The organism is Streptomyces sp. TM32 (assembly GCF_004122755.1).
GTDB classification, from domain to species: Bacteria; Actinomycetota; Actinomycetes; order Streptomycetales; family Streptomycetaceae; genus Streptomyces; species Streptomyces sioyaensis.
The window spans coordinates 42751-69280 of record NZ_SDIG01000007.1 but is presented as its reverse complement, the minus strand read 5'-3'; the positions used below and the strand labels follow the sequence as shown (position 1 = coordinate 69280).

General features: G+C 71.1%; 17 protein-coding genes and 2 pseudogenes. 8 read left to right on the top strand and 11 right to left on the bottom strand.

Annotation, left to right across the window (positions count from 1 at the left end):
- Positions 1-24 precede the first annotated feature (24 nt).
- Positions 25-2538 carry a DEAD/DEAH box helicase gene (locus EST92_RS03215; RefSeq protein ID WP_129250872.1) on the bottom strand — a complete coding sequence of 838 codons (2514 nt, stop codon included), beginning with the start codon at positions 2536-2538 and terminating at the stop codon, positions 25-27.
- Positions 2539-3352: 814 nt separating this feature from the next.
- Between EST92_RS03215 and EST92_RS03210 the strand changes: the two genes are divergently transcribed.
- On the top strand, positions 3353-4144 hold the full coding sequence (locus tag EST92_RS03210) for a metal-dependent hydrolase (protein ID WP_129248879.1): 792 nt from the start codon (positions 3353-3355) through the stop codon (positions 4142-4144).
- Positions 4145-4301: 157 nt separating this feature from the next.
- On the opposite strand, the gene EST92_RS03205 is transcribed toward EST92_RS03210, so the two are convergent.
- Both EST92_RS03205 and EST92_RS03200 read right to left on the bottom strand, forming a co-directional pair.
- A complete protein-coding gene (locus EST92_RS03205) occupies positions 4302-6083 on the bottom strand; it encodes an ABC transporter ATP-binding protein (RefSeq protein ID WP_129279438.1) in 1782 nt (593 codons plus the stop codon).
- Positions 6080-7879 carry an ABC transporter ATP-binding protein gene (locus EST92_RS03200; RefSeq protein WP_129279437.1) on the bottom strand — a complete coding sequence of 600 codons (1800 nt, stop codon included), beginning with the start codon at positions 7877-7879 and terminating at the stop codon, positions 6080-6082. Before EST92_RS03200 ends, EST92_RS03205 begins: the two co-directional genes overlap by 4 nt.
- 226 nt (positions 7880-8105) lie before the next feature.
- On the opposite strand from EST92_RS03200, the gene EST92_RS03195 reads away from it, so the two are divergent.
- Positions 8106-8870 (top strand): L,D-transpeptidase family protein, encoded by a 765-nt coding sequence (locus EST92_RS03195; RefSeq protein ID WP_174243912.1) that lies wholly within the window; start codon positions 8106-8108, stop codon positions 8868-8870.
- A 119-nt stretch (positions 8871-8989) separates the two neighbouring features.
- Here EST92_RS03195 and EST92_RS03190 read toward each other — a convergent pair whose 3' ends face one another.
- Positions 8990-10414: a Gfo/Idh/MocA family oxidoreductase gene (locus EST92_RS03190; protein ID WP_129279436.1), complete on the bottom strand. Its 1425-nt coding sequence runs from the start codon at positions 10412-10414 to the stop codon at positions 8990-8992.
- 329 nt (positions 10415-10743) lie between these two features.
- Between EST92_RS03190 and EST92_RS03185 the strand changes: the two genes are divergently transcribed.
- Complete coding sequence (locus EST92_RS03185; RefSeq protein WP_129279435.1) at positions 10744-12114, top strand: alpha-amylase family protein; 1371 nt, start codon at positions 10744-10746, stop codon at positions 12112-12114.
- An 11-nt stretch (positions 12115-12125) separates the two neighbouring features.
- On the opposite strand, the gene EST92_RS03180 is transcribed toward EST92_RS03185, so the two are convergent.
- Entirely contained in the window at positions 12126-15089 is a 2964-nt protein-coding gene (locus EST92_RS03180) for an FAD-binding and (Fe-S)-binding domain-containing protein (RefSeq protein ID WP_129279434.1), read from the bottom strand.
- Between the two features lie 43 nt (positions 15090-15132).
- Positions 15133-15591 carry a MarR family transcriptional regulator gene (locus EST92_RS03175; protein WP_129279433.1) on the bottom strand — a complete coding sequence of 153 codons (459 nt, stop codon included), beginning with the start codon at positions 15589-15591 and terminating at the stop codon, positions 15133-15135.
- A gap of 126 nt (positions 15592-15717) precedes the next feature.
- On the opposite strand from EST92_RS03175, the gene EST92_RS03170 reads away from it, so the two are divergent.
- Positions 15718-17535, top strand: coding sequence for an ABC transporter ATP-binding protein (locus EST92_RS03170; RefSeq protein ID WP_129279432.1), 1818 nt, complete (start codon positions 15718-15720; stop codon positions 17533-17535).
- Positions 17536-17685: 150 nt separating this feature from the next.
- Here EST92_RS03170 and EST92_RS03165 read toward each other — a convergent pair whose 3' ends face one another.
- Genes EST92_RS03165 through EST92_RS03155 form a run of 3 tightly spaced genes read right to left on the bottom strand, consistent with a single transcriptional unit; the run spans position 17686 to position 20569 of the window.
- Positions 17686-18333 carry an LUD domain-containing protein gene (locus tag EST92_RS03165; protein ID WP_129279431.1) on the bottom strand — a complete coding sequence of 216 codons (648 nt, stop codon included), beginning with the start codon at positions 18331-18333 and terminating at the stop codon, positions 17686-17688.
- Positions 18330-19820 carry a lactate utilization protein B gene (locus EST92_RS03160; protein ID WP_129279430.1) on the bottom strand — a complete coding sequence of 497 codons (1491 nt, stop codon included), beginning with the start codon at positions 19818-19820 and terminating at the stop codon, positions 18330-18332. Before EST92_RS03160 ends, EST92_RS03165 begins: the two co-directional genes overlap by 4 nt.
- Positions 19817-20569: a (Fe-S)-binding protein gene (locus tag EST92_RS03155; RefSeq protein WP_129279429.1), complete on the bottom strand. Its 753-nt coding sequence runs from the start codon at positions 20567-20569 to the stop codon at positions 19817-19819. Before EST92_RS03155 ends, EST92_RS03160 begins: the two co-directional genes overlap by 4 nt.
- Before the next feature lie 660 nt (positions 20570-21229).
- On the opposite strand from EST92_RS03155, the gene EST92_RS03150 reads away from it, so the two are divergent.
- Positions 21230-22492, top strand: a complete 1263-nt coding sequence (locus EST92_RS03150) for an MFS transporter (protein ID WP_254068459.1) — start codon at positions 21230-21232, stop codon at positions 22490-22492.
- 132 nt (positions 22493-22624) lie between these two features.
- On the opposite strand, the pseudogene EST92_RS31950 reads toward EST92_RS03150, so the two are convergent.
- A pseudogene (locus EST92_RS31950) lies at positions 22625-22787 on the bottom strand (IS701 family transposase); the annotation flags it as partial.
- Positions 22788-22963: 176 nt separating this feature from the next.
- Positions 22964-23344, bottom strand: a complete 381-nt coding sequence (locus EST92_RS03140; protein WP_129279427.1) for a VOC family protein — start codon at positions 23342-23344, stop codon at positions 22964-22966.
- 1018 nt (positions 23345-24362) lie between these two features.
- Between EST92_RS03140 and EST92_RS03135 the strand changes: the two genes are divergently transcribed.
- The 3 genes and pseudogenes from EST92_RS03135 to EST92_RS31070 all read left to right on the top strand — a co-directional run bounded on the left by EST92_RS03135 (position 24363) and on the right by EST92_RS31070 (position 26204).
- Positions 24363-25553 carry a cytochrome P450 gene (locus tag EST92_RS03135; protein WP_129279454.1) on the top strand — a complete coding sequence of 397 codons (1191 nt, stop codon included), beginning with the start codon at positions 24363-24365 and terminating at the stop codon, positions 25551-25553.
- 148 nt (positions 25554-25701) lie between these two features.
- A pseudogene (locus EST92_RS31945) lies at positions 25702-25997 on the top strand (exo-alpha-sialidase); the annotation flags it as partial.
- Positions 25998-26066: 69 nt separating this feature from the next.
- A complete protein-coding gene (locus EST92_RS31070; protein ID WP_154073959.1) occupies positions 26067-26204 on the top strand; it encodes a hypothetical protein in 138 nt (45 codons plus the stop codon).
- Positions 26205-26530 lie beyond the last annotated feature (326 nt).

Genomic DNA, 26530 nt, shown 5'->3' with positions numbered 1-26530 from the left:
GCGGCCTCGGTCGAGGCCGTCGCCTCACAACTGACCCACATCCGTGACCCGCACCACCGCGCGTCCTTCCTCGTCGGAGGCGGCCAGATCGACCTCCGCCGAGATACCCCAGTCGTGATCGCCGTTCGGGTCGGCGAAAGTCTGCCGTACCTTCCACAGCCCGTGCTCGGCATCCTCCTGGATCTGCAGGAGCTTAGGGCCACGGGCATCCGGGCCGGTGCCCAGCTCGTCGTACTCATCCCAGTAGGCGTCCATCGCCTCGCCCCAGGCGTCCGCGTCCCAGCCGGAATCGGCATCCATCTCGCCGAGCTCCTCGACCTTGTCCAGCGCCGCCAGCTCCACCCGCCGGAACAGCGCATTGCGCACCAGCACCCGGAACGCCCGCGCGTTGGAGGTGACCGGCCGGACCTGATCCGCCCGCTCCGCGGCCTGGTCCGCCGTCTCCTCCTCGGGGTTGGCGAGCTGCTCCCACTCGTCCAGCAGACTGGAGTCGACCTGCCGCACCATCTCGCCCAGCCAGGCGATGATGTCCTCGAAATCCTCGGACTTCAGGTCGTCCGGCACGGTGTGGTCCAGCGCCTTGAAGGCACTCGCCAGGTAGCGCAGGACGATTCCCTCGGTGCGCGCCAGCTCGTAGAAGGACGTGAACTCCGTGAAGGTCATGGCGCGTTCGTACATATCGCGGATGACCGACTTCGGCGACAGCGGATGGTCGCCGACCCACGGGTGGCTCTTGCGGTAGAGCCCGTAGGCGTGGAAGAGCAGCTCCTCCAGCGGCTTGGGGTACTCCACGTCCATGAGCCGTTCCATGCGCTCTTCGTATTCGACGCCGTCGGCCTTCATCTGGGCGACCGCCTCGCCGCGGGCCTTGTTCTGCTGTGCGGCCAGGATCTGCCGTGGATCGTCCAGCGTGGACTCCACGACCGAGACCATGTCCAGCGCGTAGGACGGCGACTCGGGGTCGAGCAGGTCGAACGCGGCGAGTGCGAAGGTCGACAGCGGCTGGTTGAGCGCGAAGTCCTGCTGCAGATCCACGGTCAGCCGGACGATCCGGCCCTCCGCGTCCGGCGTCGTCAGCCGCTCCACGATCCCGCCGTCCAGCAGCGAGCGGTAGATGGCGATGGCCCGCCGGATGTGCCGGAGCTGGTTCTTGCGCGGCTCGTGGTTGTCCTCAAGGAGCTTGCGCATCGCGTCGAACGCATTGCCAGGACGCGCGATCACGGACAGCAGCATCGCGTGCGTCACCCGGAAACGCGAGGTCAGCGGCTCCGGATCGGACGCGATCAGTTTCTCGAAGGTGTTCTCACCCCAGTTGACGAAGCCCTCCGGCGCCTTCTTGCGCACCACCTTCCGGCGCTTCTTGGGGTCGTCGCCCGCCTTGGCCAGCGCCTTCTCGTTCTCCACGACATGCTCGGGGGCCTGCGCGACCACGAAGCCCGCGGTGTCGAAACCGGCCCGCCCGGCACGGCCCGCGATCTGATGGAACTCCCGCGCCCGCAGCGTCCGCACCCGCGACCCGTCGTACTTCGTCAGCGCGGTGAACAGCACCGTACGGATGGGGACATTGACGCCCACGCCGAGAGTGTCCGTACCGCAGATGACCTTCAACAGGCCCGCCTGCGCGAGCTTTTCGACGAGCCGGCGGTACTTCGGCAGCATCCCCGCGTGGTGCACGCCGATGCCGTGGCGGACGTACCGCGACAGGTTCCGGCCGAACTTCGTGGTGAACCGGAAGTTCCCGATGAGCTGCGCGATTTCGTCCTTCTCGGCACGCGTACACATATTGATGCTCATCAGGGCCTGGGCCCGCTCCACGGCGGCGGCCTGAGTGAAGTGCACGATGTAGACGGGGGACTGGCGGGTCTCCAGCAGCTCGGTGAGCGTCTCGGTCATTGCCGTCGTGCGGTACTCGTACGACAGCGGCACCGGTCGCGTCGCCGAGCGCACCAGCGACGTCGGCTTCCCCGTGCGCCGGGTCAGATCCGCTTCGAAGCGCGACATGTCGCCGAGCGTCGCCGACATCAGAACGAACTGCGCCTGCGGCAGTTCGAGCAGCGGAATCTGCCAGGCCCAGCCGCGGTCCGGCTCCGCATAGAAATGGAACTCGTCCATCACGACCTGGCCGATGTCCGCGTCCTTGCCGTCCCGCAGCGCTATCGAGGCGAGGACCTCGGCGGTGCAGCAGATGACCGGTGCGTCGGCGTTGACCGAGGCGTCGCCGGTGAGCATGCCGACGTTCTCGGTGCCGAACAGCTTGCACAGGTCGAAGAACTTCTCCGAGACCAGTGCCTTGATGGGCGCGGTGTAGAAGGTGACCTGATCGTTGGCGAGGGCGGTGAAGTGCGCACCGGCCGCCACCAGGCTCTTACCGGAGCCGGTGGGGGTGGACAGGATGACGTTCGCCCCCGAGACCACCTCGATCAGCGCCTCCTCCTGGGCAGGGTAGAGCGAGATGCCCTGCTGCTCGGCCCAACCCGAAAAGGCTTCGAAGAGGGCATCGGGGTCGGCGTCGTTCGGCAGATGATCGATGAGGGTCACGCCCCCCATACTGCCTGTCTTCGGCCCGGATCAGGGAACCGGCGGCTCACAGGGAGATCAACCGAAGGCCGTCGACCCCGGAACCCGGCTGGTCCACCGGCCCCGGACCCGCCCGACTCCGGACCCGCCCCTGGCCCGATACACCCCTCTGGCATCCCTGAGCTGCACAAAAGCCCGCCTCCGCGACTCAGGCCACAGAGCGGTGCGGCTCGGCACCCTCACGTTCCGTACCAGGACGTGGACGCATCGTCGCCCCCGAGGGTCACCCGTCGTGCCCCGGCCGGTCGACACGTGGCAGACATCACGCACCGCATGCGACGTGCACCCCCGGCGGAGAAAACACCCACCTTGATCAATGCCCGCCCACCCTGACGGGCGTCGGTACTGACAGGCGTCGGCCCTGACGGGCGTCGGCACCGATGGTCATCCGCACTGATCGGCATCCCAAGGCTGTCCTCCCCAAGGCCGTCCTCCCCAAGGCCGTCCTCCCCGAGGCCGTCCTCCCCGAGGCCGTCCTCCCCGACCAAGGCCGCGCCCTGTCCAACCAAGGGCCGCCCTCCCGCCCCGTCCGAAGTGCCGGAGTTGCTCTCGTCCCTCGTCGTCCCCTGTCCGGAACGCCGGTGTCGGTGTCGTCCCCCGTCATCCACTCTCGCCCCGTCCCCTGCAACCCGACGCCCCACCCCCACCGTCCAGGGAGATCATCTGACGCTACGCTGAGTCGCCGAACGGGCGTCAGGGGCGCAGCTCAAGGGGCGCGCGAGGCATTTGGGGCGCGCAGGAGACGACGCGCAAGAGAAGAGGGTGGGAGCACATCATGATGGGACCGGCGCACTCGCTGTCCGGGGCCGCGGCCTGGCTGGGGGTGGGTGCGGGGGCCGCTGCCGCCGGGTACCCGATGCCCTGGCCGGTGCTCGTCTGCGGGGCGCTGATCTGTGCGGGAGCGGCGCTGGCCCCGGACCTCGACCACAAGTCCGCGACCATCTCGCGGGCCTTCGGTCCGCTCTCGCGGATTCTGTGCGAAGTGGTCGACGCCCTCTCGCATGCCGTCTACAAGGCGACCAAGATGCGCGGTGATTCGAACCGCAACGGCGGGCACCGGACGCTCACCCACACCTGGCTGTGGGCCGTGCTGGTCGGCGGCGGGATGTCGTTGCTGGCGATGCAGGGCGGTCGTTGGGCGGTGCTCGGCATCCTCTTCGTCCATATGGTGCTCGCCATCGAGGGGCTGCTGTGGCGGGCGGCGCGGGTCTCCAGCGACGTGCTGGTGTGGCTTTTGGGCGCTGCCGCGGCCTGGATTCTGGGCGGCATTCTCGACCAGCCGGGCAACGGCGCGAGTTGGCTGTTCACCGAGCCGGGACAGCAGTACCTCTGGCTGGGCCTGCCGGTCGTCCTGGGGGCGCTGGTCCATGACATCGGCGACGCCCTGACGGTCTCGGGCTGTCCCGTCCTGTGGCCGATCCCGATAGGCCGGAAGCGCTGGTACCCCGTCGGCCCGCCTCAGGCCATCCGCTTCAAGGCGGGCAGCTGGGTGGAGTTGAAGGTGCTGATGCCGGCGTTCATGCTGCTGGGCGGCCTCGGCGGGCTGGGCGCACTCGGCTATATCTGACGTGCCCGGCGAGCCGCCCGAGGGCCGACGTGGACACGGGGAGAGGGCGGCGGTGCGGGAGGCCCCGTAGCCGCCCGCACTTCTTCGGCCCGCGGCAAGCCGAAGGCTGACGCGGAGACGGCGGCGGGTGCGCGAACCCCCGCCGCCCGCACCAGCCTCAGCCGTGCCAAGACCGCCAGAGTGCCGCGTAGGCGCCCTCGGCGGCGACCAGTTCGTCGTGGCTGCCCAGTTCGCTGATCCGGCCGTCCTCGACGACCGCGATCACATCGGCGTCGTGCGCGGTGTGCAGCCGGTGCGCGATCGCCACCACCGTACGGCCGTCCAGCACCCTGCCCAGCGAACGCTCCAGATGGCGGGCCGCCCGCGGGTCGAGCAGGGACGTCGCCTCGTCCAGGACGAGGGTGTGCGGATCGGCGAGGACCAGCCGGGCCAGCGCGATCTGCTGTGCCTGGGCAGGGGTCAGCGCATGGCCGCCGGAGCCGACCTCGGTGTCCAGCCCCTGGTCCAGGGCCCGTGCCCAGCCGTCGGCGTCCACCGCGCCGAGTGCGGCCCACAGTTCGGCCTCGCCCGCCGTGGCCCGCGCCAGCCGGAGGTTGTCGCGCAGTGAGCCCACGAAGACATGGTGTTCCTGGTTGACCAGCGCCACCTCCTCGCGGATCCGCTCGGCCGGCATCGCGGAGAGCTCGGCCCCGCCGAGGGTGACGGCGCCGGTGCGGGGCCCGTAGATACCGGCCAGCAGCCGGCCCAGCGTCGATTTGCCCGCGCCGGACGGCCCCACCAGCGCCAGCCGGCTCCCGGGCCGGATCCGCAACGAGACCTCGCGCAGCACGTCCACGTCCGCGCGGTAGCCGAAGCTGACCCGGTCGGCGTGTACGTCACGGCCGTCGGGGAACCGCTCCGGATCCGCGGCCTCCGGTTCGATCTCCCGGACGCCGACGAGCCGCGCAATGGACACCTGGGCCACCTGCAGTTCGTCGTACCACCGCAGGATCATGCCGACCGGCTCGATCATCATCTGCGACAACAGCGCCCCCGTCGTCAGCTGCCCCGGAGTGATCCAGCCGCCGATGACGAACGCCCCGCCCAGCAGCAACACCGCGCCCAGCAGCAGCACATGGGTGAGGTCGACGACCGGGAAGAGCACCGAGCGCAGAAAGAGCGTGTAGCGCTCCCACCGGGTCCATTCCTGGATCCGGCGCTCCGAGAGTGCGATGCGGCGGGCACCCAGGCGGTGCGCCTCGACCGTTCGCCCCGCGTCCACGGACTCGGTGAGCACGGCGGACACCGCGGCGTAGCCGGCCGCCTCCGAGCGATAGGCGCTCGGTGCCCGCTTGAAGTACCAGCGGCAGCCGACGATCAGCAGCGGCAGCGCGAGCACGACGGCCAGTGCGAGCGGCGGCGCGGTCACGGTGATCCCGCCGAGCAGCAGCGCCACCCACACCACGCCGATGGCCAGCTGCGGTACCGCCTCGCGCATCGCGCTGGAGAGCCGGTCGATGTCGGTGGTGATCCGCGACAGCAGATCGCCGGTGCCGGCCCGTTCCAGGACGCCCGGCGGCAGCGCCACGGACCGTACGAGGAAGTCCTCGCGCAGGTCCGCCAGCATCCGCTCGCCGAGCATCGCCCCGCGCAGCCGGACCATCCGGACGAACACCGTCTGGGCGGTCAGCGCGAGGGCGAACAGCGCCAGGGTCCATTGCAGTGGGAGGTGACGGTCGCCCGCGGACAGCTTCTCCACGACTCCGCCGAGCAAATACGGGCCGGCCATGGAAGCGGTCACCGCGGCCGCGTTCACCGCGACCAGCACGGTGAACGCCCTGCGGTGACGGCGGATCAGTTCACCGACGTAGCGGCGTACCGTGGCCGGTGAGCCGACGGGCAGGGTGGTGAGGGTCTGCGGGGCGTCCGGATCGTGTTCCGGGGGCGCCGGCACGATCATGCTCTCTCCTCGGTCTGGCCGGCCGACATCGCCGGCTCGGGGTCGGGTGCGCGGGTGACGACCGCGCGATAGGCGGAGTGCTGCAGCAGCAGTTCGCGGTGGGTGGCCCGGGCGGCGACCTTGCCCTCCTGGAGGAACACCACCTGGTCGGCCCGGTCCAGCAGGAGCGGACTGGAGGTGAGGACGACCGTCGTGCGTCCGCTCCGCAGGTCCCGCAGCCCCTCCGCGATCCGGGCCTCGGTGTGTGCGTCGACGGCGCTGGTCGGCTCGTCCAGCACCAGTACCTCCGGGTCGGTGACCAGCGATCTGGCCAGCGCCAGCCGCTGGCGCTGGCCGCCGGACAGGGACCGGCCGCGCTCGGTGATGTGGGCGCGCATCGGGTCGCCCGAATCGTCGATGGACGCCTGGGCCAGCGCGGTCAGCACATCGCCGCACTCCGCCGCGGCCAGTGCCGCCGCCGCGCCCACCCGCCCGGAGGCCGGTACGTCGAGCAGCTCGCCGAGCGTGCCGGAGAGCAGCATCGGGTCCTTGTCCTGGACGAGTACGGCACGGCGGGCGGCCTCGCGCGGCAGATCGTCCAGGGGGGTGCCGCCGAGGACGACGGACGGCGGACCGCCGGGGCCGCTGCCGTCGTCCGCCGACGGCGGGTGCCCGCCGAGGTGTTCGGCGAGCCGGCCCGCCGCGTCGGGATCGCCGCAGACCACCGCGGTCAGCCGGCCGGCCGGCGCGGTCAGACCGCTGACCGGGTCGTGCAGATCGCCGGTGGGCGCCGCCGTCCGGTCCCCGGCCCGTCCGCCGGCCGGACGCCGCTGGGCCAGTACGCGGGCCGTACGGTTCGCCGACGGCTTGGCGAAGGCATAGGCCTGCGCGATCTCTTCGAAGTGCCGGAGCGGGAAGAGCAGAAAGGCGACCGCGCTGTAGAGGGCGACGAGATCGCCGACGGCGATCGCGCCGTCGAGGGCGAGCCGGGCGCCGTACCAGACCACCGCGAGCAGCAGCAGGCCCGGCAGCAGTACCTGGAGGGCCGCGATCAGCGACCACATCCGGGCGCTGCGGACGGCGGCCCTGCGTACCTCCTGGGAGGCGCTGCGGTAGCGGCCGAGGAAGAGTTCCTCACCGCCGATGCCGCGCAGCACGCGCAGCCCGGCGACGGTGTCGGAGGCCAGCTCGGTGGCCCGGCCGGCCTTGTCGCGCTGGGCGTCGGCGCGCCGGATGGCGGGCGGCAGCAACGGCAGTACGGCCAGCGCCAGTACGGGCACGCCCAGCGCGACCAGCACACCCAGGGCCGGCTGGTAGCAGACGAGGGCGACACAGACACCGACCGTGGTCAGCGCCGCCGCACCGAACCGGGAGAGCGCTTCGACGAACCAGCCGATCTTCTCCAGGTCGCCGGTGCTGACGGCGGCGATCTCGCCGGCCGCCACCCGCCGGGTCATGGCGGAGCCCAGTTCCGTGGTTTTGCGGGCGAGCAGCTGCTGCATCCGGGCGACGGCGGTGATCCAGTTGGTGACCGCGGCGCGGTGCAGCATCACCCCGCCGAGTGCGATCAGCAGACCCAGAGCCAGGACCAGACCGCCGGCCAGGAGGAGCCGGCGGCCGTCGCGGTCCACCACTGCCTGCACGGCGAGGCCCACCGGCAGCGGGGAGGCCGCGATGGCGCCGATGTTCAGCAGCCCCCAGGCGAGAGCCGACAGCTGTCCGCCGAGTTGCTGCGCGCAGAGCCAGCGGAGGAAGGCGCCGCCCGTACGGACGTCCGGGACGCCCGGATCGGGATGCGGAAGGTCGCGAATATGCATGATGTCCCAGGCGAAGTCGTGGTGGGGCCGATGGCGGCAGGCCTCCCGGCAGGGCGAAGTGCCCCGCGCCAAGTCGTGTCGCGGGCGGAGGTTCTGGAAGGTTGGCCGGTCGGGAGGTCTGATTTCAAACGGTTTTTCCGCTGTGGCCCCTTGTTTCGGACAATCGTGTGGTGGTCCGGGCCTCGGCGGACGGGTGCCGGAGGTGCGCGCACCCGGCGGTGCGAGCATGGGGGCCATGCGAACAGCGGGCAGTGCGAGGCGGATGGCGGCGGTGGCCGCTGTGGGGCTGGTCCTTCTGGCGGGCTGCGGCGGCAGCGGGGGCGGCGAACGGGGCGACGGCAAGGGCGACGGCGCGGGCAAGGGGGCGCGCCCCGGCGGCCCGGCCCGCGGGGCGCCGGCCACCACCCACCTCACGCACATCCCCGAGGTCGGCGCCGCACTGCGGTCACGGATCCCCGCCGACTCCCGGCAGGTCGTCGCGGTCTACGGGGACGGCGTGAACTCCGCCGACGCCACCGTCGTCCTCTACGAGAAGGGCGCCAAGGGCTGGGACCAAAAGGGGCGTTGGGCCGCGCACAACGGCCGGCGTGGCTGGACGGTGAACCATCACGAAGGCGACAAGCGCAGCCCGGTCGGGGTGTTCACGCTGACCGATGCGGGCGGTGTGCTCGCCGACCCCGGCGCCAAGCTGCCCTATACGCACTCCGCGGCGTTCACCCCGCCGTCGTACTGGTCGAAGAACACCCGCCACGACTTCGACTACGTCGTCGCGATCAACTACAACCGCGTCAAGGGGACCTCTCCGCTGGACCCGGCCCGTCCGCAGGGGCAGTCCAAGGGGGGCGGGGTCTGGCTGCACATGGACCACGGCAGCGGCACCTCCGCCTGCGTCAGCGTGCCGAAGTCCGGGATGCAGGCACTGCTGCGCGCCCTCGACCCGGCCCGGAAACCGGTGGTGGTCATGGGGGACAAGGCGCATCTGGCGGCCTGAGCGTACGCGGCCCGGTGCGCGGCACGCGCGGCCGGCGGGAGGACGGCGCCGGGCGCGGCATCCGGCGGTCGACGCGGGGGCCCGGCGGAGGCACCGTCCGCCGGGCCCGTGCCGACCTCCTACTCCTCGGGCTTCTGTGAATCCATCCCCGGACGGGCCTGCTTCCACCGTCCACGGGTGAAGTCGGGGATCTCCTGCGGGGCGCCCTTCGCCTTGATCGAGAGGTCACTCAGCGGTACCGGCGCGGTCCAGGTCGCCGCGTCATAGACGTCGAAGTCCGGTACGAGGCCGAGCCGCATGCACTGCATCAGCCGGAAGACCAGCATGTAGTCCATGCCGCCGTGTCCGCCGGGCGGGTTGGCGTGCTCCTTCCAGAGCCAGTGGTCCCACTCCGCGTACTTGGCGAAGTCGCCCCACTGGTCGTTGCTCTGGTCCGGCTCCAGATAGATCCGCTCGGGGTAGTCCTCGAAGAGGCCCTTGGTGCCGCCGAGGCTGTTGATGCGGCTGTAGGGGTGCGGGGTGGAGACGTCGTGCTCCAGCCGGATCACCCGTCCCTTGGCGGTCTGGACGAGGCTGATCGTCCGGTCGCTCTCGATGTACGACTCCTTCCAGCTGGGGTCGTCTGCGGGCATGTGCTCCTTGCGGTACGCGGCGAGGCCGAAGGAGGGGGTGCCGAAGCTGGAGATGCGGACGGCACGGTCCCCGCGGTTGATGTCCATGTAGTTGGCGACCGGGCCGAAGCCGTGGTTGGGGTAGAGGTCACCGCGCAGCCGGGTGTGCCACAGTCGCCGCCAGGGCCCTTCGTAGTACTTCGGGTCGAACATCAGGCCGCGCAGATCGTGGATGTACGCGCCGGCGCCGTGCAGCAGATCGCCGAACAGCCCGGCGTGCGCCATCCGCAGCACCCGCATCTCGTTTCTGCCGTAACAGCAGTTCTCCAGCTGCATGCAGTGTCTGCGGGTCCGCTCGGAGAGGTCGACCAGCTGCCACAGCTGGTCCAGGCGCAGCGCGATCGGGCACTCCACGCCCACGTGCTTTCCGTTGAGCATCGCCGTCTTCGCCATCTCGAAGTGCCAGTCCCAGGGCGTGGCCGCGTAGACGAAGTCGAGGTCACCGCGCGCGCAGAGGTTCTCGAAGTCGTGGTCGCCGTTGGTGTAGACGGCGGGCGCGGGCTGCCCCGCGGCGGTGACCTTCTTGGCGGCTTTGGCGGTCTTGTCCTTCACCGGGTCGCACAGCGCGACGACCTGCACGCCCGGCATCGCGAGAAACAGGTCGATCATGCTGCCGCCGCGGTTTCCGAGGCCGATGATGCCGACGCGTACGGTGCTGCGCCGCTCGAACGGCACCCCGATCATGGTCTTGCCCTTGGCCTCGGGTGCGGCGGCGGAGCCGGCCGTCACGGGCGCGGCCGCCACGGCCTGGCCGGACGACAGGCCGCCGAGCCCCAGCCCGGCCCCCGCCGCACCGGCGGTCCAGAGGACCGAACGGCGGCTCGGGCCGGGCTCGTTGTGGTCGTCGTGGTTCTGCGATGGCGCCTCGTTCATCGATCCTCCAGGGAGCGGTGGTGTACCGGGGCATGCGTGAACCTCGGTCAGGACCCTGTCGGCAGGTGGGCCGGGGCACAAGAGGGCCAAGGGGACTCTTGTCGCGACACACTTGGATTCCCGGCCGCACCGCGAGACCCTCCGCGCACGGTCGGATGTCGCACCGTCAGCTCCTTTCGCAAGGGCCTGAAAAGCCTTGCGGAAAGTCTTGACGTGTCCACACGGCAAACGGCAGGCTCCGGTACACCATCCCCCCAGGCGGCCCGGCGCGTGGCTGCACTCGTGGGCGCGGTGTGCCCTGCCGCGCCCCATGACCAAGGAGCCGCACAATGCAGCAACGTTCCCGTGTGCTGGGCGGGGCGCTGGCCGGCGTGCTGGCCGCGGCCGGCCTCGCCACGTTCGCGCCGTGGCCCTCCCAGGCCACCCCACCCGGCGAAAAGACCGTCACCGCCACGCTGTTCGAGTGGAAGTACGCGGACGTCGCCAAGGCCTGCACCCACCAGCTCGGCCCGGCCGGCTACGGCTATGTCGAGGTCTCGCCCGCCACCGAGCACATCAAGGGCGACCAGTGGTGGACCTCGTACCAGCCCGTCAGCTACAAGATCGCTGGACGGCTGGGCGACCGCAACGCCTTCGCCTCGATGGTCCGCACCTGCCACGGCGCGGGAGTCAAGGTCATCGCCGATGCCGTCATCAACCACATGGCCGCGGGGTCCGGAACGGGCACCGGCGGCACCCGGTACACCAAGTACCACTACCCCGGCGTCTATCAGGACCAGGACTTCCACGGCTGCCGCAAGAGCATCTCCGACTACGGCAACCGCACCGACGTCCAGACCTGTGAACTGGTGGGCCTGGCCGACCTCGACACCGGCAGCGAGTACGTCCGCACCACCCTCGCCAAGTACCTCGACGGCCTGCGGTCGATAGGGGTGGACGGCTTCCGGGTGGACGCCGCCAAACACATCTCCGCCACCGACCTCGCCGCCATCAAGGGCAAGATGCGCGACCCCGGTTACTGGGTGCAGGAGGTCATCTACGGCGCCGGCGAGGCAGTGCAGCCCGAGGAGTACACCGGCACCGGCGACGTGGACGAATTCCGTTACGGCAGCCACCTCAAGAGCGCCTTCCAGGGCGGCAGCCTCGCGCAGCTCAAGTCCGTCGCGGACGGCAAGCTCGGCGGCGACAAGGCCCGTACCTTCGTCGACAACTGGGACACCGAGCGCAACGGCTCGACGCTCACCTACAAGGACGGCGCGGCCTACACCCTCGCCAACGTCTTCATGCTCGCCTCGCCCTACGGCTCACCGAACGTCTACTCCGGCTACGAGTGGTCCGACAAGGACGCCGGACCGCCCAGCGGCAGCGGCGGCTGGACCCGCGAGCACGCCAAGCAGGAGATCACCGGCATGGTCGGGTTCCGCAACGCGGTGGGCGCCGCCCCGCTGACCGACTGGTGGGACAACGGAGGCAGCGCGATCGCCTTCGGCCGCGGCGGCAAGGGATTCGTCGCGCTCAACAACGGCGCGGGGGAGCTGACCCGGACCTTCGCGACCTCGCTGCCCGGCGGGACGTACTGCGATGTCGTGGCCGCCACACCGTCCTCGTGCTACGGCCACACGGTCACCGTCGGGGACGACGGGAAGGTCCGGCTGACCGTCCCGGCGAAGCGGGCGGTGGCGCTGCTGCCGGTGCGCTGAGCGCGCCGTTCTCATCCGCCGGACGGGCTCGGGTGCCCGTCCGGCGGGCCGGGCCGCGTGGCCCACTCCAGCGCCAGCAGGACCGACCGATAGCCGGGGTGTCCGGTCGCCTGATCCATCCCGATCTCGCACATCCGGTTCGCCGACAGATACGCGTCGAAGCGCCGCCCGGTCACCTCGGCCGCCTCCTTCGCAGTGGCCGACTCCGTCAGCTCCCGGTGCAGCATCCCGCGGTCGCCGGCGAAGGCACAGCAGCCCGCGTCGTCCGGCACCACCACCTCCCGCGCACCCGCCTCGGCCACCTCACGCAGCTGCTTCTCGTCGCCCAGGTGCGCCATGGCGCAGGTGGGATGGAGCACCGCGGAACCGGCCGTGCGCACCACCGCCAGATGCGGCAGCAGATGGTCGGCGGCCCAGACGACCGAGTCGACGACGGTCAGCCCGTCGTGCAGCGCACGGTTGGCCGGCGTCAGATACGGCACGACCTCGCGGGCCAGGCCCAGGGTGCACGAGGAGGCGTCCACCACCAGCGGTAGTCTGCCGCCCGCCGTCCACCCCCAGGCCGCCGCCACGATGCGGTTGGCCATCTCCGCGGTCCCGCGCCGGTATCCCTTGGACTGCCAGATCGTCGCGCAGCAGGTCCCGGCCACGTCCGGCGGGATCCACACCGGCCGGCCCGCCCGCTGCGACACCGCCACCATCGCCTCCGGCAACGACGGCCCCCGGTACCCGGCGGGCCCGCCGAAGATCCGGTTCACACACGCCGGGTAGTAGACCGCGGCCGCTCCCACCCGCCGGGTCCCGGGCAGTCCGCGGGCCGCCGGGCCGGGCATTCCGGGCAGCCACTCGGGCACCAGTTCCGGGCGGACGGCCCGGCGGGCGGCGCCGGTGACCGCGGTCAGCACGCGGTCGTCGAGCCGGCCCGCTGCCGCCACCGCCAGCCGGGCCAGCCGCTCGACGGCCCGGAAGTGCCGGGCGGCGCGGGCGGCGAGCGACTCCTCGCGCGCGGTGTGCCGTTGGTGGCGGAAGTCCTTCATCAGGGCGCCGGTGTCGATCCCCACCGGACAGTCCAGGGCGCAGGTGGAGTCACCGGCGCAGGTGTCCACCGCGTCATAGCCGTAGGAGTCCAGCAGCGCGGTGGTGACCGGGGAGCCGGCCGGCTGCCGCAGCATTTCGCGGCGCAGCACGATCCGCTGGCGCGGGGTGGTGGTCAGGTCCGCGCTGGGGCAGGTCGGTTCGCAGAAGCCGCATTCGATGCACGGGTCGGCCGCGGCCTCGATCCCGGGGAGGGTCTTCAGCCCGCGCAGATGCGCCCGCGGGTCGCGGTCTAGCAGGACCCGTGGGGCCAGCACGCCCCACGGGTCCACCAGCTCCTTGATCCGCCACATCAACTCCGTGGCCCGCGGGCCCCATTCGAGGGCGAGAAACGGCGCCATGTTCCGGCCGGTGGCGTGCTCCGCCTTCAGTGACCCGTCGAAACGCTCCACGACCAGCCGGCAGAACTCCGCCATGAACGCGGCATAGCGCGCCACGTCGTCCGGCTTCGCCGCGTCGAAGGCGAGCAGGAAGTGCAGATTGCCGTGGGCGGCATGGCCGGCGACCGCGGTGTCGAAGCCGTGCCGGGACTGCAGTTCCAGCAGCGCCGTACAGGCGTCCGCGAGCCGGGCCGGCGGCACCGCGAAGTCCTCCGTGATCAGCGTCGTACCGGGCGGCCGGGATCCGCCGACCGCCGTGACGAACGCCTTGCGGGCCTTCCAGTAGCCGCCGAGGACCGCCGGGTCCCGGGTGAAGTCGTTGCTGACCGACGCCACCGGCCGGACCAGCTCCAGCTCCGTCAGCACCCCTCTGCCGGCCCGCTCGTACGCGTCGAGGGCGGCCTCGTCGGGCGCGCGGTACTCCACCAACAGCGCGGTGGTCTCCTGCGGCAACCCCGCCCAGTCGGCGGGCACCCCGGCCACCCGCACCGAGGCGCGCAGCGTATTGCCGTCCATCAGCTCCACGGCCCGCGCGCCCACCTCGTTGAACCGCGGCACGGCCGCGGCCGCCGCGCGCAGCGTCGGGAAGAACAGCAGCGCCCCGGCGGTGTGCCGGTCCAGGGGCAGGGTGTCGAAGACGGTCTCGGCGAGGAAGCCGAGGGTGCCCTCGGAGCCGACCATCAGCCCGCGCAGGATCTGCACGGGTGTCGCACCGTCGAGGAACGCGTCCAGGCGGTAGCCGTTGGTGTTCTTGATCGCGTACTTGGCGCGGATCCTGGCCACGAGTTCCCCCTCCGCCTCGATCTCCGCCTTCAGCGCCAGCAGGCCCGCGCACAGCGCCGGTTCGGCGCGCGCCAGCCGGGCATCGGCGTCCGGCCGCGCGGTGTCGACGACCGTGCCCGACGGCAGGACGACGGTGAGCGAGGCCAGCGTCCGGTAGGAGTTGCGGGTGGTGCCGGCCGTCATTCCGGAGGCGTTGTTGGCGACCACACCGCCCAGGGTGCAGGCGAGGGCGCTGGCCGGATCGGGCCCGAGCAGCCGGCCGTGGCGGGCCAGCGTGGCGTTGGCACGCAGCACGGTGGTGCCCGGCCGGATCCGCGCGCGGGCGCCGTCGTCCAGCACCTCGATCCCGGACCAGTGCCGGCGTACCTCGACGAGGATGTCCTCGCCCTGGGCCTGGCCGTTGAGCGAGGTTCCGGCCGCCCGGAAGACGACGTGCCGGCCCTGGTCCCGGGCGTAGGCGAGGACCGCGGAGACGTCGTCGACGTTCTCGGCCACCACCACGGCCTGGGGGACGAAGCGGTACGGACTGGCGTCGGAGGCATAGCGGACCAGGTCGGAGATCGTGTGACGCACCTTGTCCGCACCGAGCAGGGCGATCAGGTCGGCACGCAGCCGCTCGGGGGTACCCGCCGCCCGCCGGCCGGGCACCCGGTCGGGTGCGGCACCGGGGGCAGCGGTGGGCCGCAGGGACGCGGGATCCGGCTCCAGCAGGGGCATGGCGGCACTCCTCCGGTTGACTCCGCGTCAGCTCGATGTCAGCTCAATGCGGTGCACCCGGCCCGTCGACCAGGGTGGACAGCAGACCGCCGAGGACCTCACGCTGATCGGCGGTCAGGGGGGCCAGGATCTCCTCCGCCGCGGCCTGCCGGGCGCTGCGCAACGCCCGCAGGGTGGACCGGCCGGTGTCGGTCAGCTCGATGCGGACGACCCGCCGGTTGGCCGGATCGGGCACCCGGCGCACCGCGCCGTTCGCCTCCAGCGCGTCCACCAGCGTCGTCACCGCGCGCGGGACGACCTCCAGCCGCTCGGCGAGGTCGGCCATCCGCGGTGGGGTGTCGCGGTAGTGGCCGACGATCCGCAGCAGCCGGGACTGCGCCGGCGTGAAGGCGATGTCCAGGTGCTCCAGATGGTGCTTCTGGGAGCGGTGCATCCGGCGGGTCAGCCGAACCAACTGCTCGGCGAGGTTCGAGGTGCTGACCGTCGGCTCGGGGGAGGGCATACCGCGAGGATAGCGGATATCAGGACCAGGCTCATTGTGAGCATAGGTAACAATGAGCTAAGCTCCACGACGCTTGCCTCCGGCCGGTCCCGGCCGGCGTGTCCCACACCCCTCCCGAAGGAGCCCATGCACCGCGACGATCCCGAGTGGACCCCACCGCCCAAGGACCCCGACGAACCGGTCCCGTTGCGGCGGATCCTCGCCCTCTTCCGCCCCTACCGCGGCCGGCTGACCCTCGTCGGCCTGCTCGTCGGCGCCTCCTCGCTGGTGTCGGTGGCCTCCCCGTTCCTCCTCAGGGAGATCCTGGACGTGGCCATCCCCGGCCGGCGCACCGGATTGCTCACCCTGCTCGCCCTCGGCATGATCGCCACCGCGATCACCACCAGCGTCTTCGGCGTCCTGCAGACCCTGGTGTCCACCACCGTCGGCCAGCGCGTCATGCACGATCTGCGTACCGCCGTCTACGCCAAGCTCCAGCGGATGCCGCTGGCCTTCTTCACCCGCACCCGCACCGGCGAGGTCCAGTCCCGCATCGCCAACGACATCGGCGGGATGCAGGCGACGGTCACCTCGACCGCCACCTCCCTGGTCTCCAACCTGACCTCCGTCCTCGCCACCGTCTGCGCCATGGTCGCCCTCGACTGGCGGCTGACCGTCGTCTCCCTGCTGCTGCTTCCGCTCTTCGTCTGGATCAGCCGCCGGGTCGGCAAGGAACGCAAGAAGATCACCTCCACGCGCCAGAAGCAGATGGCCGCGATGTCCGCGATGGTCACCGAGTCCCTCTCGGTCAGCGGCATCCTCCTGGGCCGCACCATGGGCCGCGCCGACTCCCTCACCCAGGGCTTCGCCGACGAGTCCGAGCGCCTGGTCGACCTGGAGGTCCGCGCCAACATGGCGGGCCGCTGGCGGATGGCCACCATCGGCATCGTCATGGCGGCCATGCCCGCGCTGATCTACTGGGCGGCCGGACTCGTCCTCCAGCTCGGCGGCCCCGCCTTCTCCCTGGGCACCCTGGTCGCCTTCGTCTCGCTCCAGCAGGGCCTGCTGCGGCCCACCGTCTCCCTGCTCTCCACCGGCGTGCAGATGCAGACCTCGCTCGCGCTCTTCCAGCGCATCTTCGAGTACCTCGATCTGCCGGTGGCCATCACCGAGCCCGCCGAGCCGGTCCGGATCGCGGCCCCGCGGGGGGAAATCCGCTTCGAGAACGTCATGTTCCGCTATGACCCGGACGCCGCCCCCACCCTCGACGGCATCGACCTGACCGTCCCCGCCGGCGGCAGCCTCGCCGTCGTCGGGCCGACCGGCAGCGGCAAGAGCACCCTGAGTTACCTCGTGCCGCGGCTCTACGACGTGACCGGCGGCCGCGTCACCCTCGACGGCACCGACGTCCGCGACCTCGACTTCGACACCCTCGCCCGCGCGGTCGGCGTGGTCTCCCAGGAGACCTACCTCTTCCACGCCTCGGTCGCGGACAACCTCCGCTTCGCCAAGCCGGACGCCAGCGACGACGAGATCGAACGCGCCGCCCGGGCCGCCCAGATCCACGACCACATCGCCGCCCTCCCCGACGGCTACGACACCCTCGTCGGCGAGCGGGGCCACCGCTTCTCCGGCGGCGAGAAACAGCGCCTCGCCATCGCCCGGACCATCCTGCGCGACCCGCCCGTCCTCGTCCTGGACGAAGCGACCAGTGCCCTGGACACCCACACCGAACACGCCGTACAGCAGGCCATCGACGAGCTGTCCGCGGGCCGTACCACCCTCACCATCGCCCATCGCCTCTCCACGGTCCGCGACGCCGACCAGATCGTGGTGCTGGACGCCGGCCGGATCGCCGAGCGCGGCACCCACGACGAACTGCTCGCCGCCGAGGGGCGCTATGCGGCGCTGGTACGGCGTGACGCACACCTCACCCCGGCCGGGGAGCAGATCATGGCCCCGTAAGTGACCCGCGGGTAAGGTCGGAGGCGCGGCGGCCAGTTCAGTGGTCGGGGTGGCCGCCGCACCCTCTTCCCGGCGTTGTCGCGCGGGCTCACGACCGGCGGCCCTCCACGGGCTGCCCACCGCCCGCACGGCCGCCGAGGTGTGCGCCGGCTACGACCCCGCCAGCAGGATCACTTCCAGCGTCCGCGGCCCGTGTACCCCCTCCACCCGGTCGAGCTCGATGTCGCTGGTGGCGGACGGGCCGGAGATCCAGGTCAGCGGGCGGTCCGGCGCCAGCCGAGGCAGCGCCTGAGGGACCGAACCGACCACCTGCTCGGGGACGCGGACCACACAGAGGTGATGGTCGGGCACCAAGGTGATCCGGCGCCTGCCCTGATCGGGCCCGCCGTCCAGGACCAGGGTGCCGGTCTCCGCGATCGCCACCGCGCAGCCCGTCAGCACGCTGTCCACGGCGTCGAGCTCCCGCGGGGTGGCGGACGCCCGGTCCTCGACACGGGTGAGGTCACAACCGGCCAGCCAGGAAGCATCCAGACCCGGCGGCACCAGCACCGTACGGGCCCCGCGCTCCGCCAGCAGCCGGCCGATCAGCTCCGGCAGCGCTCCGGCGGTACTGCGGTGCACCAGCGCCCGGTAGTCCGCGAGATTCTCCGCGAGCAGCTCGACGGTCTGCTCCGTCGTACGGGTCCCGTGCACCCGCCGGTAGTCACGCGCCACCGGCGCCTCGTCCGGCCGCTCCCCGCGCGGCACATCCGTCAGCGCCCGGCGCACCCGCGCCAGCACCACGTCACGGCTGCTCACCCGTTGCCTCCTTGCCGTGCGGTCGATGTCCGGCGGGTGCGCTGCCACCAGTCACGGAAGGACTCGGCCGGCACCTCGGGCAGATCGCGGGTGTCGGACCAGGCCCGGCCCGGGCCCGGCAGCCGTCGCGGATGCAGCCGCCGGGTGCGGGCCGCCAGCCGCTCCCCGGTGCGCAGCACGCCCGGGTGGTCGAACGCCCAGACCGCCGCGCGCATCGCGGCCCGCTCCGCGGCATGGCCCTTGGCCGGTTTGAGGACCACGCGCGCCCCGCCCCGGGTGACCGGACCGCCCTGCACCACCCGTTCCCGCAGATGCACCAGCACCTCGGGGATGTCGATGGCGACCGGACACACCTCGTAACACGCCCCGCACAGCGACGAGGCGTACGGCAGCGACGCCTCCAACGGGCCACCGACACCCCGCAGTTGGGGAGTGAGGATGGCGCCGATGGGGCCCGGGTAGGGCGAACCGTAGGCGTGCCCGCCGGCCCGCTCGTACACCGGGCAGACGTTCAGACAGGCCGAGCAGCGGATACAGCGCAGCGCCTGCCGGCCGACGGGGTCGGCGAGGGCGTCGGTCCGCCCGTTGTCGAGCAGCACGAGATGGAAGGTCTGCGGACCGTCGCCGTCCGTCGTGCCCGTCCAGGTGGAGGTGTACGGATTCATCCGCTCGGCGGTGGAGGAGCGGGGCAGCAGCTGCAGGAAGACCTCCAGATCCTGCCAGCTCGGCACCACCTTCTCGATGCCGACGACGGAGATCAGCGTCTCGGGCAGGGTCAGACACATCCGGCCGTTCCCCTCGGACTCCACCACGACCAGGGTGCCCGTCTCGGCGACCATGAAATTGGCGCCGGAGATCCCGACCTTCGCCGACAGGAACTTCTCCCGCAGATGCAGCCGCGCCGCCTCGGCCAGCTCGGCGGGGGAGTCGGCGAGCCCCTCGGGCGCCGGACGGCCCCACCCCGCCATCTCCCGGCGGAAGATGTCGCGGATCTCGGAGCGGTTGCGATGGATCGCCGGAACCAGGATGTGCGACGGCAGATCCCCACCGAGCTGCACGATCAGCTCGGCCAGATCCGTCTCGTAGGCCCGGATACCGGCCTCGGCCAGCGCCTCGTTCAGCCCGATCTCCTGCGTCGCCATCGACTTGACCTTGACGACCTCCCGCTCACCGGTCTCCCGCACCAGCCGGGTGACCAGCGCATTGGCCTCGTCGGCGTCCACCGCCCAGTGGACCTGCCCGCCCGCCGCCGTGACCGCGGCCGCCAACTGCTCCAGGTAGTGATCGAGATGGCGCAGCGTACGGTCCTTCACCGCCGCACCCGCCGCCCGCAGCTTCGCCCAGTCGTCCAGCTCGGCCACGGCCGCCGCCCGCTTGTCGCGGATGGTGTGGGTGGCGTGGGTGAGGTTGGCCCGCAGCCGGCCGTCGCGGGTGGCGGCGGCCGCGGCCCGGGGGAACGCCGGCATGCCCAGATACGTACCGCTCACCACACGCTCCCTTCCGTACTGGCCAGGATCTCGGCGATATGCACCGGGCGGACCGCCGCACCCTGCCGGGTGAGGGTCGTCCCGAGGTGCAGCAGACAGGAGTTGTCGACCGTACACAGGGCCTCGGCGCCGGTCGCGACGACATGGCGGACCTTGTCGGCGCCCATCGCGGCCGAGACCGCCGCGTTCTTCACCGCGAAGGTGCCGCCGAAGCCGCAGCACTCCTCCGCGCCCGGCAACTCCCGCAGCTCCAGCCCCCTGACCCGCTCCAGCAGCCGCCGCGGCCGGTCACCCAGCCCCAGCACCCGCAGCCCGTGACAGGTGGGGTGATAGGTGACGGTGTGCGGGTAGTAGGCGCCGACATCCTCCACCTTCAGCACATCCACCAGGAACTCCGTCAACTCGTACGTCTTGGGCACCGCGACCGCCGCCGCGTCCGCAAGCTCCCGGCCGCGCCCCTCGGCGGCCGCCTTCGCACCGATCCGCGGGTAGTTGTCGCGCACCATCGCCGCACAGGACCCGGACGGGGTCACCACATGGTCGAATTCGCGGAACACCCGGTCGAAACGGCGCACCAGCGGTTCGGTCGCATGCCGGTATCCGGTGTTGAACTGGGGCTGGCCACAGCAGCTCTGTCCCTCCGGGAAGCCGACCTCCACCCCCAGCCGTTCCAGCAGCGCCACCACCGCCTGCCCCGTCCGTGGCTGGAGCAGGTCGTTGATGCAGGTGACGAACAGTGCTACGCGCACGGTGCCCTCTCCTTTCGGCCGCCCTCGGCCCCTGGCGGCCCTCCGCTTCCGCGGTACATGATCACCTGTCGGCTCATCCTGCCCCAGCGGCAGGCCCAGGAGAAGAACCCGGAGCGGAGGACCATGTCGAACGCCGAATACACAGCCGAGGACCGGGCGCCCGGCGGCGCCCGCCGCCGTCGCGGCTGCGCCGGCCGGCCGCCGCCTCCATCGGCAACGCCGTCGAGTGGTACGACTGGTTCTCCTGCATGGACGCCCAGGCAGTCTACTTGTGCGCCCCCTGCCTGCATCGCCGCAGCTCGCGGTGAACGCATGAGTGGTCGTTCACGTGCAGGCGCTGCTGGCTTTCGCCGTCCCTGGCCGGGTCGATGCCGACTGCTTGCCGACTTAGCTGATGGCTAGTCAGGGGTTCTGCAAGCGTCTGGACTGAGTCCTTGTGGGCATGGAGGTTCCCGCTTCCGTTGCCAAGCGGATTCGACGGAGCGGCCGACGGCGAAAGTTCGCTCGTGGCGCGTAGCGCTACGACTTCTGGAGAGGTTGGCGCGGCGTGATGTGCCGTGCCCGATGACGGGGAGATGAGTGATCATGACAGCGTTCACGGGAGGGCCTACGCCCGAGGGCGGCCCGGATTCCGCTACTGACGGGGTTCATGCGAGTGCTGTGACCCCTCCGGTGCGCCCTGTGCGGCAGTTGCTCGCCGCCTCAGTGGGTAATGCGGTCGAATGGTATGACTGGTACACATATACCTTCCTTGCCACGTACATTGCCGCGCAGATCTTCCCCAAGAGTGCGGCGAGTTCGCTGGTTCCGCTGCTGTCGACGTTCGCGGTCTTCGCGGTGGGATTCTTCATGCGGCCCATTGGCGGGCTGTTGATGGGTGCGGTCGCTGACCGGCGCGGGCGCCGTGCGGCGCTGACGGTGACCATTTTGCTGATGGGCGGCAGCAGCCTGCTGGTGGGACTGACGCCGACCTACGCCGCCGCCGGGGTCCTCGCGCCGGTCATCCTCGTCCTGGCCCGGCTGTTGCAAGGGCTTTCGGTGGGCGGTGAGTTCGCCGCGTCGACCACGTTCCTCGTGGAGTCCGCCGGGCCCGGCCGACGGGGCCTCTTCTCCAGCTTCCAGTACGTCTCGACGACCATCGGACAGCTCGTCGCGTCCGGCGTCGCGGCGCTGCTCGTCGCGGACCTCGCGCCCGCCACCATGGAAAGCTGGGGCTGGCGGGTCCCGTTCGTGCTGGGCGCGCTCCTGAGCCTCGTGGGCTTCTGGGTCCGGCGCGGCGCGCGCGAGACCCGCAGCGAGGAGCAGGCCAAGGCGCCCCGCCCTGGCCTCTTCGAGGCACTGCGCCGCCATCCGCGCAAGTCGCTGCTGATCTGCGGAATCACCGCGGGCGGCACGCTCGCGTACTACACGTGGACGTCGTACCTGCCGACGTACGCCGAGCTCAACGCCGGGGTGGACAAGGCAGACGCGCTGCTGGCGGGCACCCTCTCGCTGACGTTCTTCGCCGTGCTCCAGCCCATCGCGGGCATCGTGTCCGACCGCTTCGGGCGCAAGCCGCTGCTGCTGATGTTCGGGATCGGTTTCGCGCTGCTGAGCGTGCCGCTGCTGCGCGCGCTCGACGATTCCTTCGTCATGCTGCTGCTCGTGCAGGGTGCGGGCATGATCCTGCTGAGCGGTTTCACGGCCATCTCGGCGGCGGTGAACGCGGAGACGTTCCCGGCCCGGGTGCGCGCCGCGGGAATCGGGTTCCCCTACTCGCTCACCGTCGCCCTCTTCGGCGGCACGGCGCCCTACATCGGCACGCTGTTCGCGGACATGGGGCAGACCGGCCTCTTCCCCGTGTACGTGGCCGTGCTGTGCCTGGTCTCCTCCGCCGTCTACCTCCGGCTGCCCGAGACCGCCCACCGCCCACTGGAGAGGTGAGGGCGCTATGGCCCGCGGGTCAGGAAGGCCTGCCCTGGGGCGCGCCCTTCAGCAGGTGAGCTGGAACGGGAGGCCGCCCGACGGTCGCCTGACATGAGTACCCGGCGCCAGTATCTCCGGGGGCGCAGCGGGAAGGTGCTCGACGACGTACTCACGGACATCGTCACGAACGGCGTCGCCACCCCAAGAGGCCCGGCACAGCAGATGCTGCATACCGTACGAGCTGCCTCCCCCGGCCCACTCCGCGATCGTCCAGCGGTTCTTGCGGCAGGTCCGACAACGGGGCCAGCACCAACCGCCCGGCCCGAAGCTGTAGTTCGACCCGGGCGAACCGCCAGCGATCCGGCGCATGGCCACCTCGAACGCCGGCCGCCAACGAACGGGATCTAGCTGTGACCTGCGGCCACCGTCTCATCGTTACTCCACACACATAATGATGATCAACGGTGCGTACCAGTCTGTGTTCGCAAGTCAGTCGCCGCGAACGAGGCAGAACGGGTGCCCTGCCGGGTCTGCGTAGATCCTCCAACTGCGCTTGTCGTCGCCGGCGTCGAGCAGGGATGCCCCGAGCTTGAGAACCTGCTCCTGGGCCTGGTCGAGATCCTGGACACCCAGGTCGAGATGGAACTGTTGCGGGTGAGCGGGGTCCGGCCACCGCGGCGGTTGATGGTTCTCCGCGCGCTGGAAGGCGAGCACGAGCCCCGAGTCGGTGTGGAGGGTCGACCAGTCGTCGTCAAGGGACCATCGTGGATCCGGCTGGTCCACCACGCCGCCGAGAAGCGACCGGTAGAACCGGGAAAGCTCACGCACATCGGAACAGTCCAACACCACGCACTGCAGCTTGGCAATCATGAGGAGCAGCGTAGAACCGCCGCCACCCGCAGGGCTCCCTGTCGTCCTTGACCACGAACTGCAACTGGAGTACTGGGCCGCCGCCCTTCACGAGCCAGTTCTGCGGTGACGAACGCCTTCTCACTCATGATTTCAACGCCCTGTACGCGCCCCTGCAAAGCAGTAGTGAGGCCGTCCACGTAGTCAGATTGCTCGAAGCGGTGCGGCGCGATGACGAGGATCCGCCGCCGCGCCGCGGCGCGTGGATTCCAGCGGAACGAACGCCCCAGAAGGGCTGCGCCGGCGTGATCCGTCACATCGGCGCCCACCACTCACCCACCCCATCTTTCCAGTGCTGTCGAAGTCGATGGCGACGTCCACCGCGTCCATGCCCCACCACGGCCCAAAGCGGTGTCCGAACACTGGCTCAAGGGGGGGCGAAGATACGCTGCTCCGCGAGTCCGGGGTCGTGAAGAAAGCGCCCTACCGACCTGTTCTGGAGAAGGTATTCGGGCATCGTCTCCACGGTTCGAACGACGGCTTCACACGTGCAGTCGGACGTAACGCAAGTCACGTTGACCGGAGATGGATTCTCACGAGCGTCACAGAAACCAAGGGAGACCAGGCCGCTTGCCGGCAGAGTCCCGTAACACTGACTCAACCACCGTTTCACCCGTGGTTGCTCGCTGGTGTCCCTTGCAGGTAAGGCTCTCAGCAATTCGAGCAGGTCGATGTCGAAGGCCACCGCGTAGTTGGACAGCAAGAGCCGCGCGGCTTGCTCGGCGAAGGTCGACGGCCGATCCTCCTCGATTAGAGGAGCTCGAGGTCGCTCTGGGCAACTCGCAGTCCCAGCAAGGGGAGTGGACAGTTGTGCGAGTGGGGGTGCGGGATTAGAGTGATCGGCCGTGCTCGGAGTGATCGGCGGGGGGCCGGTAACACGGGCCTGAGGGAAGGGAATTCCGTCGTGACCGAGACCGAGAAAACCACCGCCGATCCCGCGATACCCGACAGAACCGACCGGCCCGACAGCCCCGATGGGATCGAGGTGCTCGCCTCGCTCAGCCCCGACTTCCTCGCCGACCCGTACACCGCCTACGCGCGACTGCGCGAGCGCGGTCCGGTGCACCACGTCGTCACGCCCGACAGGGGCCCGGTGTGGCTCGTGGTCGGGTACGAGGCCGCGCGCGAGGCCCTCAGCTCCCCGCAGCTCAGCCGGGACTGGCATCGCGAGTGGCGGCAGACCGGCTGGAGCCCGCCGTACGCCCTGAACATGCTCGGCAACGCCAACATGCTGATGAGCGACCCGCCCCACCACACCCGGCTGCGGAGGCTGGTGGCGGGGGAGTTCACGGCCCGGCGGGTCGAGGGGATGCGGGGGCGCGTCCAGGAGATCACCGACGAGCTGCTGGACCGCATGACGGCGCACGGAGCGCGCCGCGCCGACCTCATCGAGGCGTTCGCCTCCCCGCTCCCCATGATCGTCATCTCCGAACTGCTCGGCGTCCCCGGCCTGGACCGCGCCTCCTTCCACGCCTGGTCCAACGAGACCCTCGCGCCCACCAGCCCCGAGGCGGAGAAGGAGGCGTACGAGCAGGTCATGCCGTATCTCACGGGGCTTATCACCGCCAAGCGCGAGAATCCCGGGGAGGACCTGCTCAGCGCCCTCGTCCACACGGTCGACGAAGGCGGCGACCGGCTCACCGAGGACGAACTGGTCTCGTTGGCCTTCCTACTGCTCGTCGCCGGGCACGAGACGACGGTCAACACGATCGGCAACGCGGTGCGCGCGCTCTTCGAGCACCCCGATCAGCTGGCGGCCGTACGGGCCGATCCGGCGGGGCTGGCGGCGGGGCTGGTGGAGGAGACGCTGCGCTACGACGGGCCGGTGGAGACCGACACGCCGCTCATCGCACTTGAGGAGACCGAGATCGGCGGCGTGCGGGTGCCGCGCGGTGCCATCGTGCTGATCGCCATGGCCGGCGCGGACCGCGACCCGGCGCGCTTCCCCGATCCGGATCGCTTCGACGTACGGCGCGAGGCCCGGGGCCATGTCGCCTTCGGACACGGGATCCACTACTGCCTGGGCGCCCCCCTCGCCCGCCTCGAGGGCGAGGTGGCGCTGCGCACGCTGCTGGAGCGCTGCCCGGACCTGGCGGCGGACGGGGAGCCGGGGGAGTGGCTCCCGGGGATGCTGATCCGGGGGAGGCGGGAGCTGCCGGTGCGGTGGTGATACGTCCGCCGCGGGCGGGCTGACGGGCGGGTGAGCGCTCGCGGCACGCCGTTCGCGCAGGTCAGCGGGGGCTGTCAGGGGCGGGGTCCGCACTGTCCGCAGTGCTGCGGGCAGAGGCGTCATGCACCGGACAGGAGAGGCGATCGTCATGACCGCGACCCTGCCGCCCGCGAGCACCAGGAAGGGGCTCTTCCTCGCCCACCGGCGCGACGGGGCATGGGAGTTCGAGGAGCCGCACTTCCCCGACCAGGCCGTGTACGCCGAAGCCATCCACCCGCGGCACCCGGGCGGGCCCCGGCTGCTCGCCTCCGGGACAGCGCGCACCGAGGGCCCGGCGTCTGCCACTCCGACGACCTCGGCGCCAGCTGGCAGGAGCCCGAGCGGCCCGCGGTGCGCTTCCCGGAGGGGACCGGGGCCTCGCTCGTGACCTTCGAGCTGGCGCCGTAGGGCGCGGGCGTCACCCGGCTCGCCCTCACCCACGGGGGCTTCGCGCCGGGCAGCACCGTGCGGACAATGATCGGTGAGGGGTGGCCGCCGTTGCTCTCCAGCCTGAAGACGATGCTGGAGACGGGCGAGCCGCTGCCGGAGCCGCCCGCCCAGGACGCCGATGCGGTCCGGACTGCAGACGGGAAGTCCGGCCGCGCCAAGTGATCGCTGTGGTGTGGTTGCGGACCGTCAGCAGGTTGTTCGTCTGCTGGTGGTGCATACACCACAGCGACCTTGAACTGCTTGAACCGTGGCGATGGCGTCGGTGCTCTGGGGCGGGTCCGTGAATGGTCCGGATCTTGCGCCCCGCGTGCCCATACGTCCCGGGGAGAGATCGCTGTCGCGCCACGGAGAAGGCGGGTCAGCACCATCACTGCGCAACGCGATGGCGGGCCCTCCTCGGGTACGCGTCGGGTGGCATGCGGCTGCGCCCGGGACGGTCCAGGGTGACGGGTGGCGCCATCGACTCTTGACGCTGAAATGACGCTCCG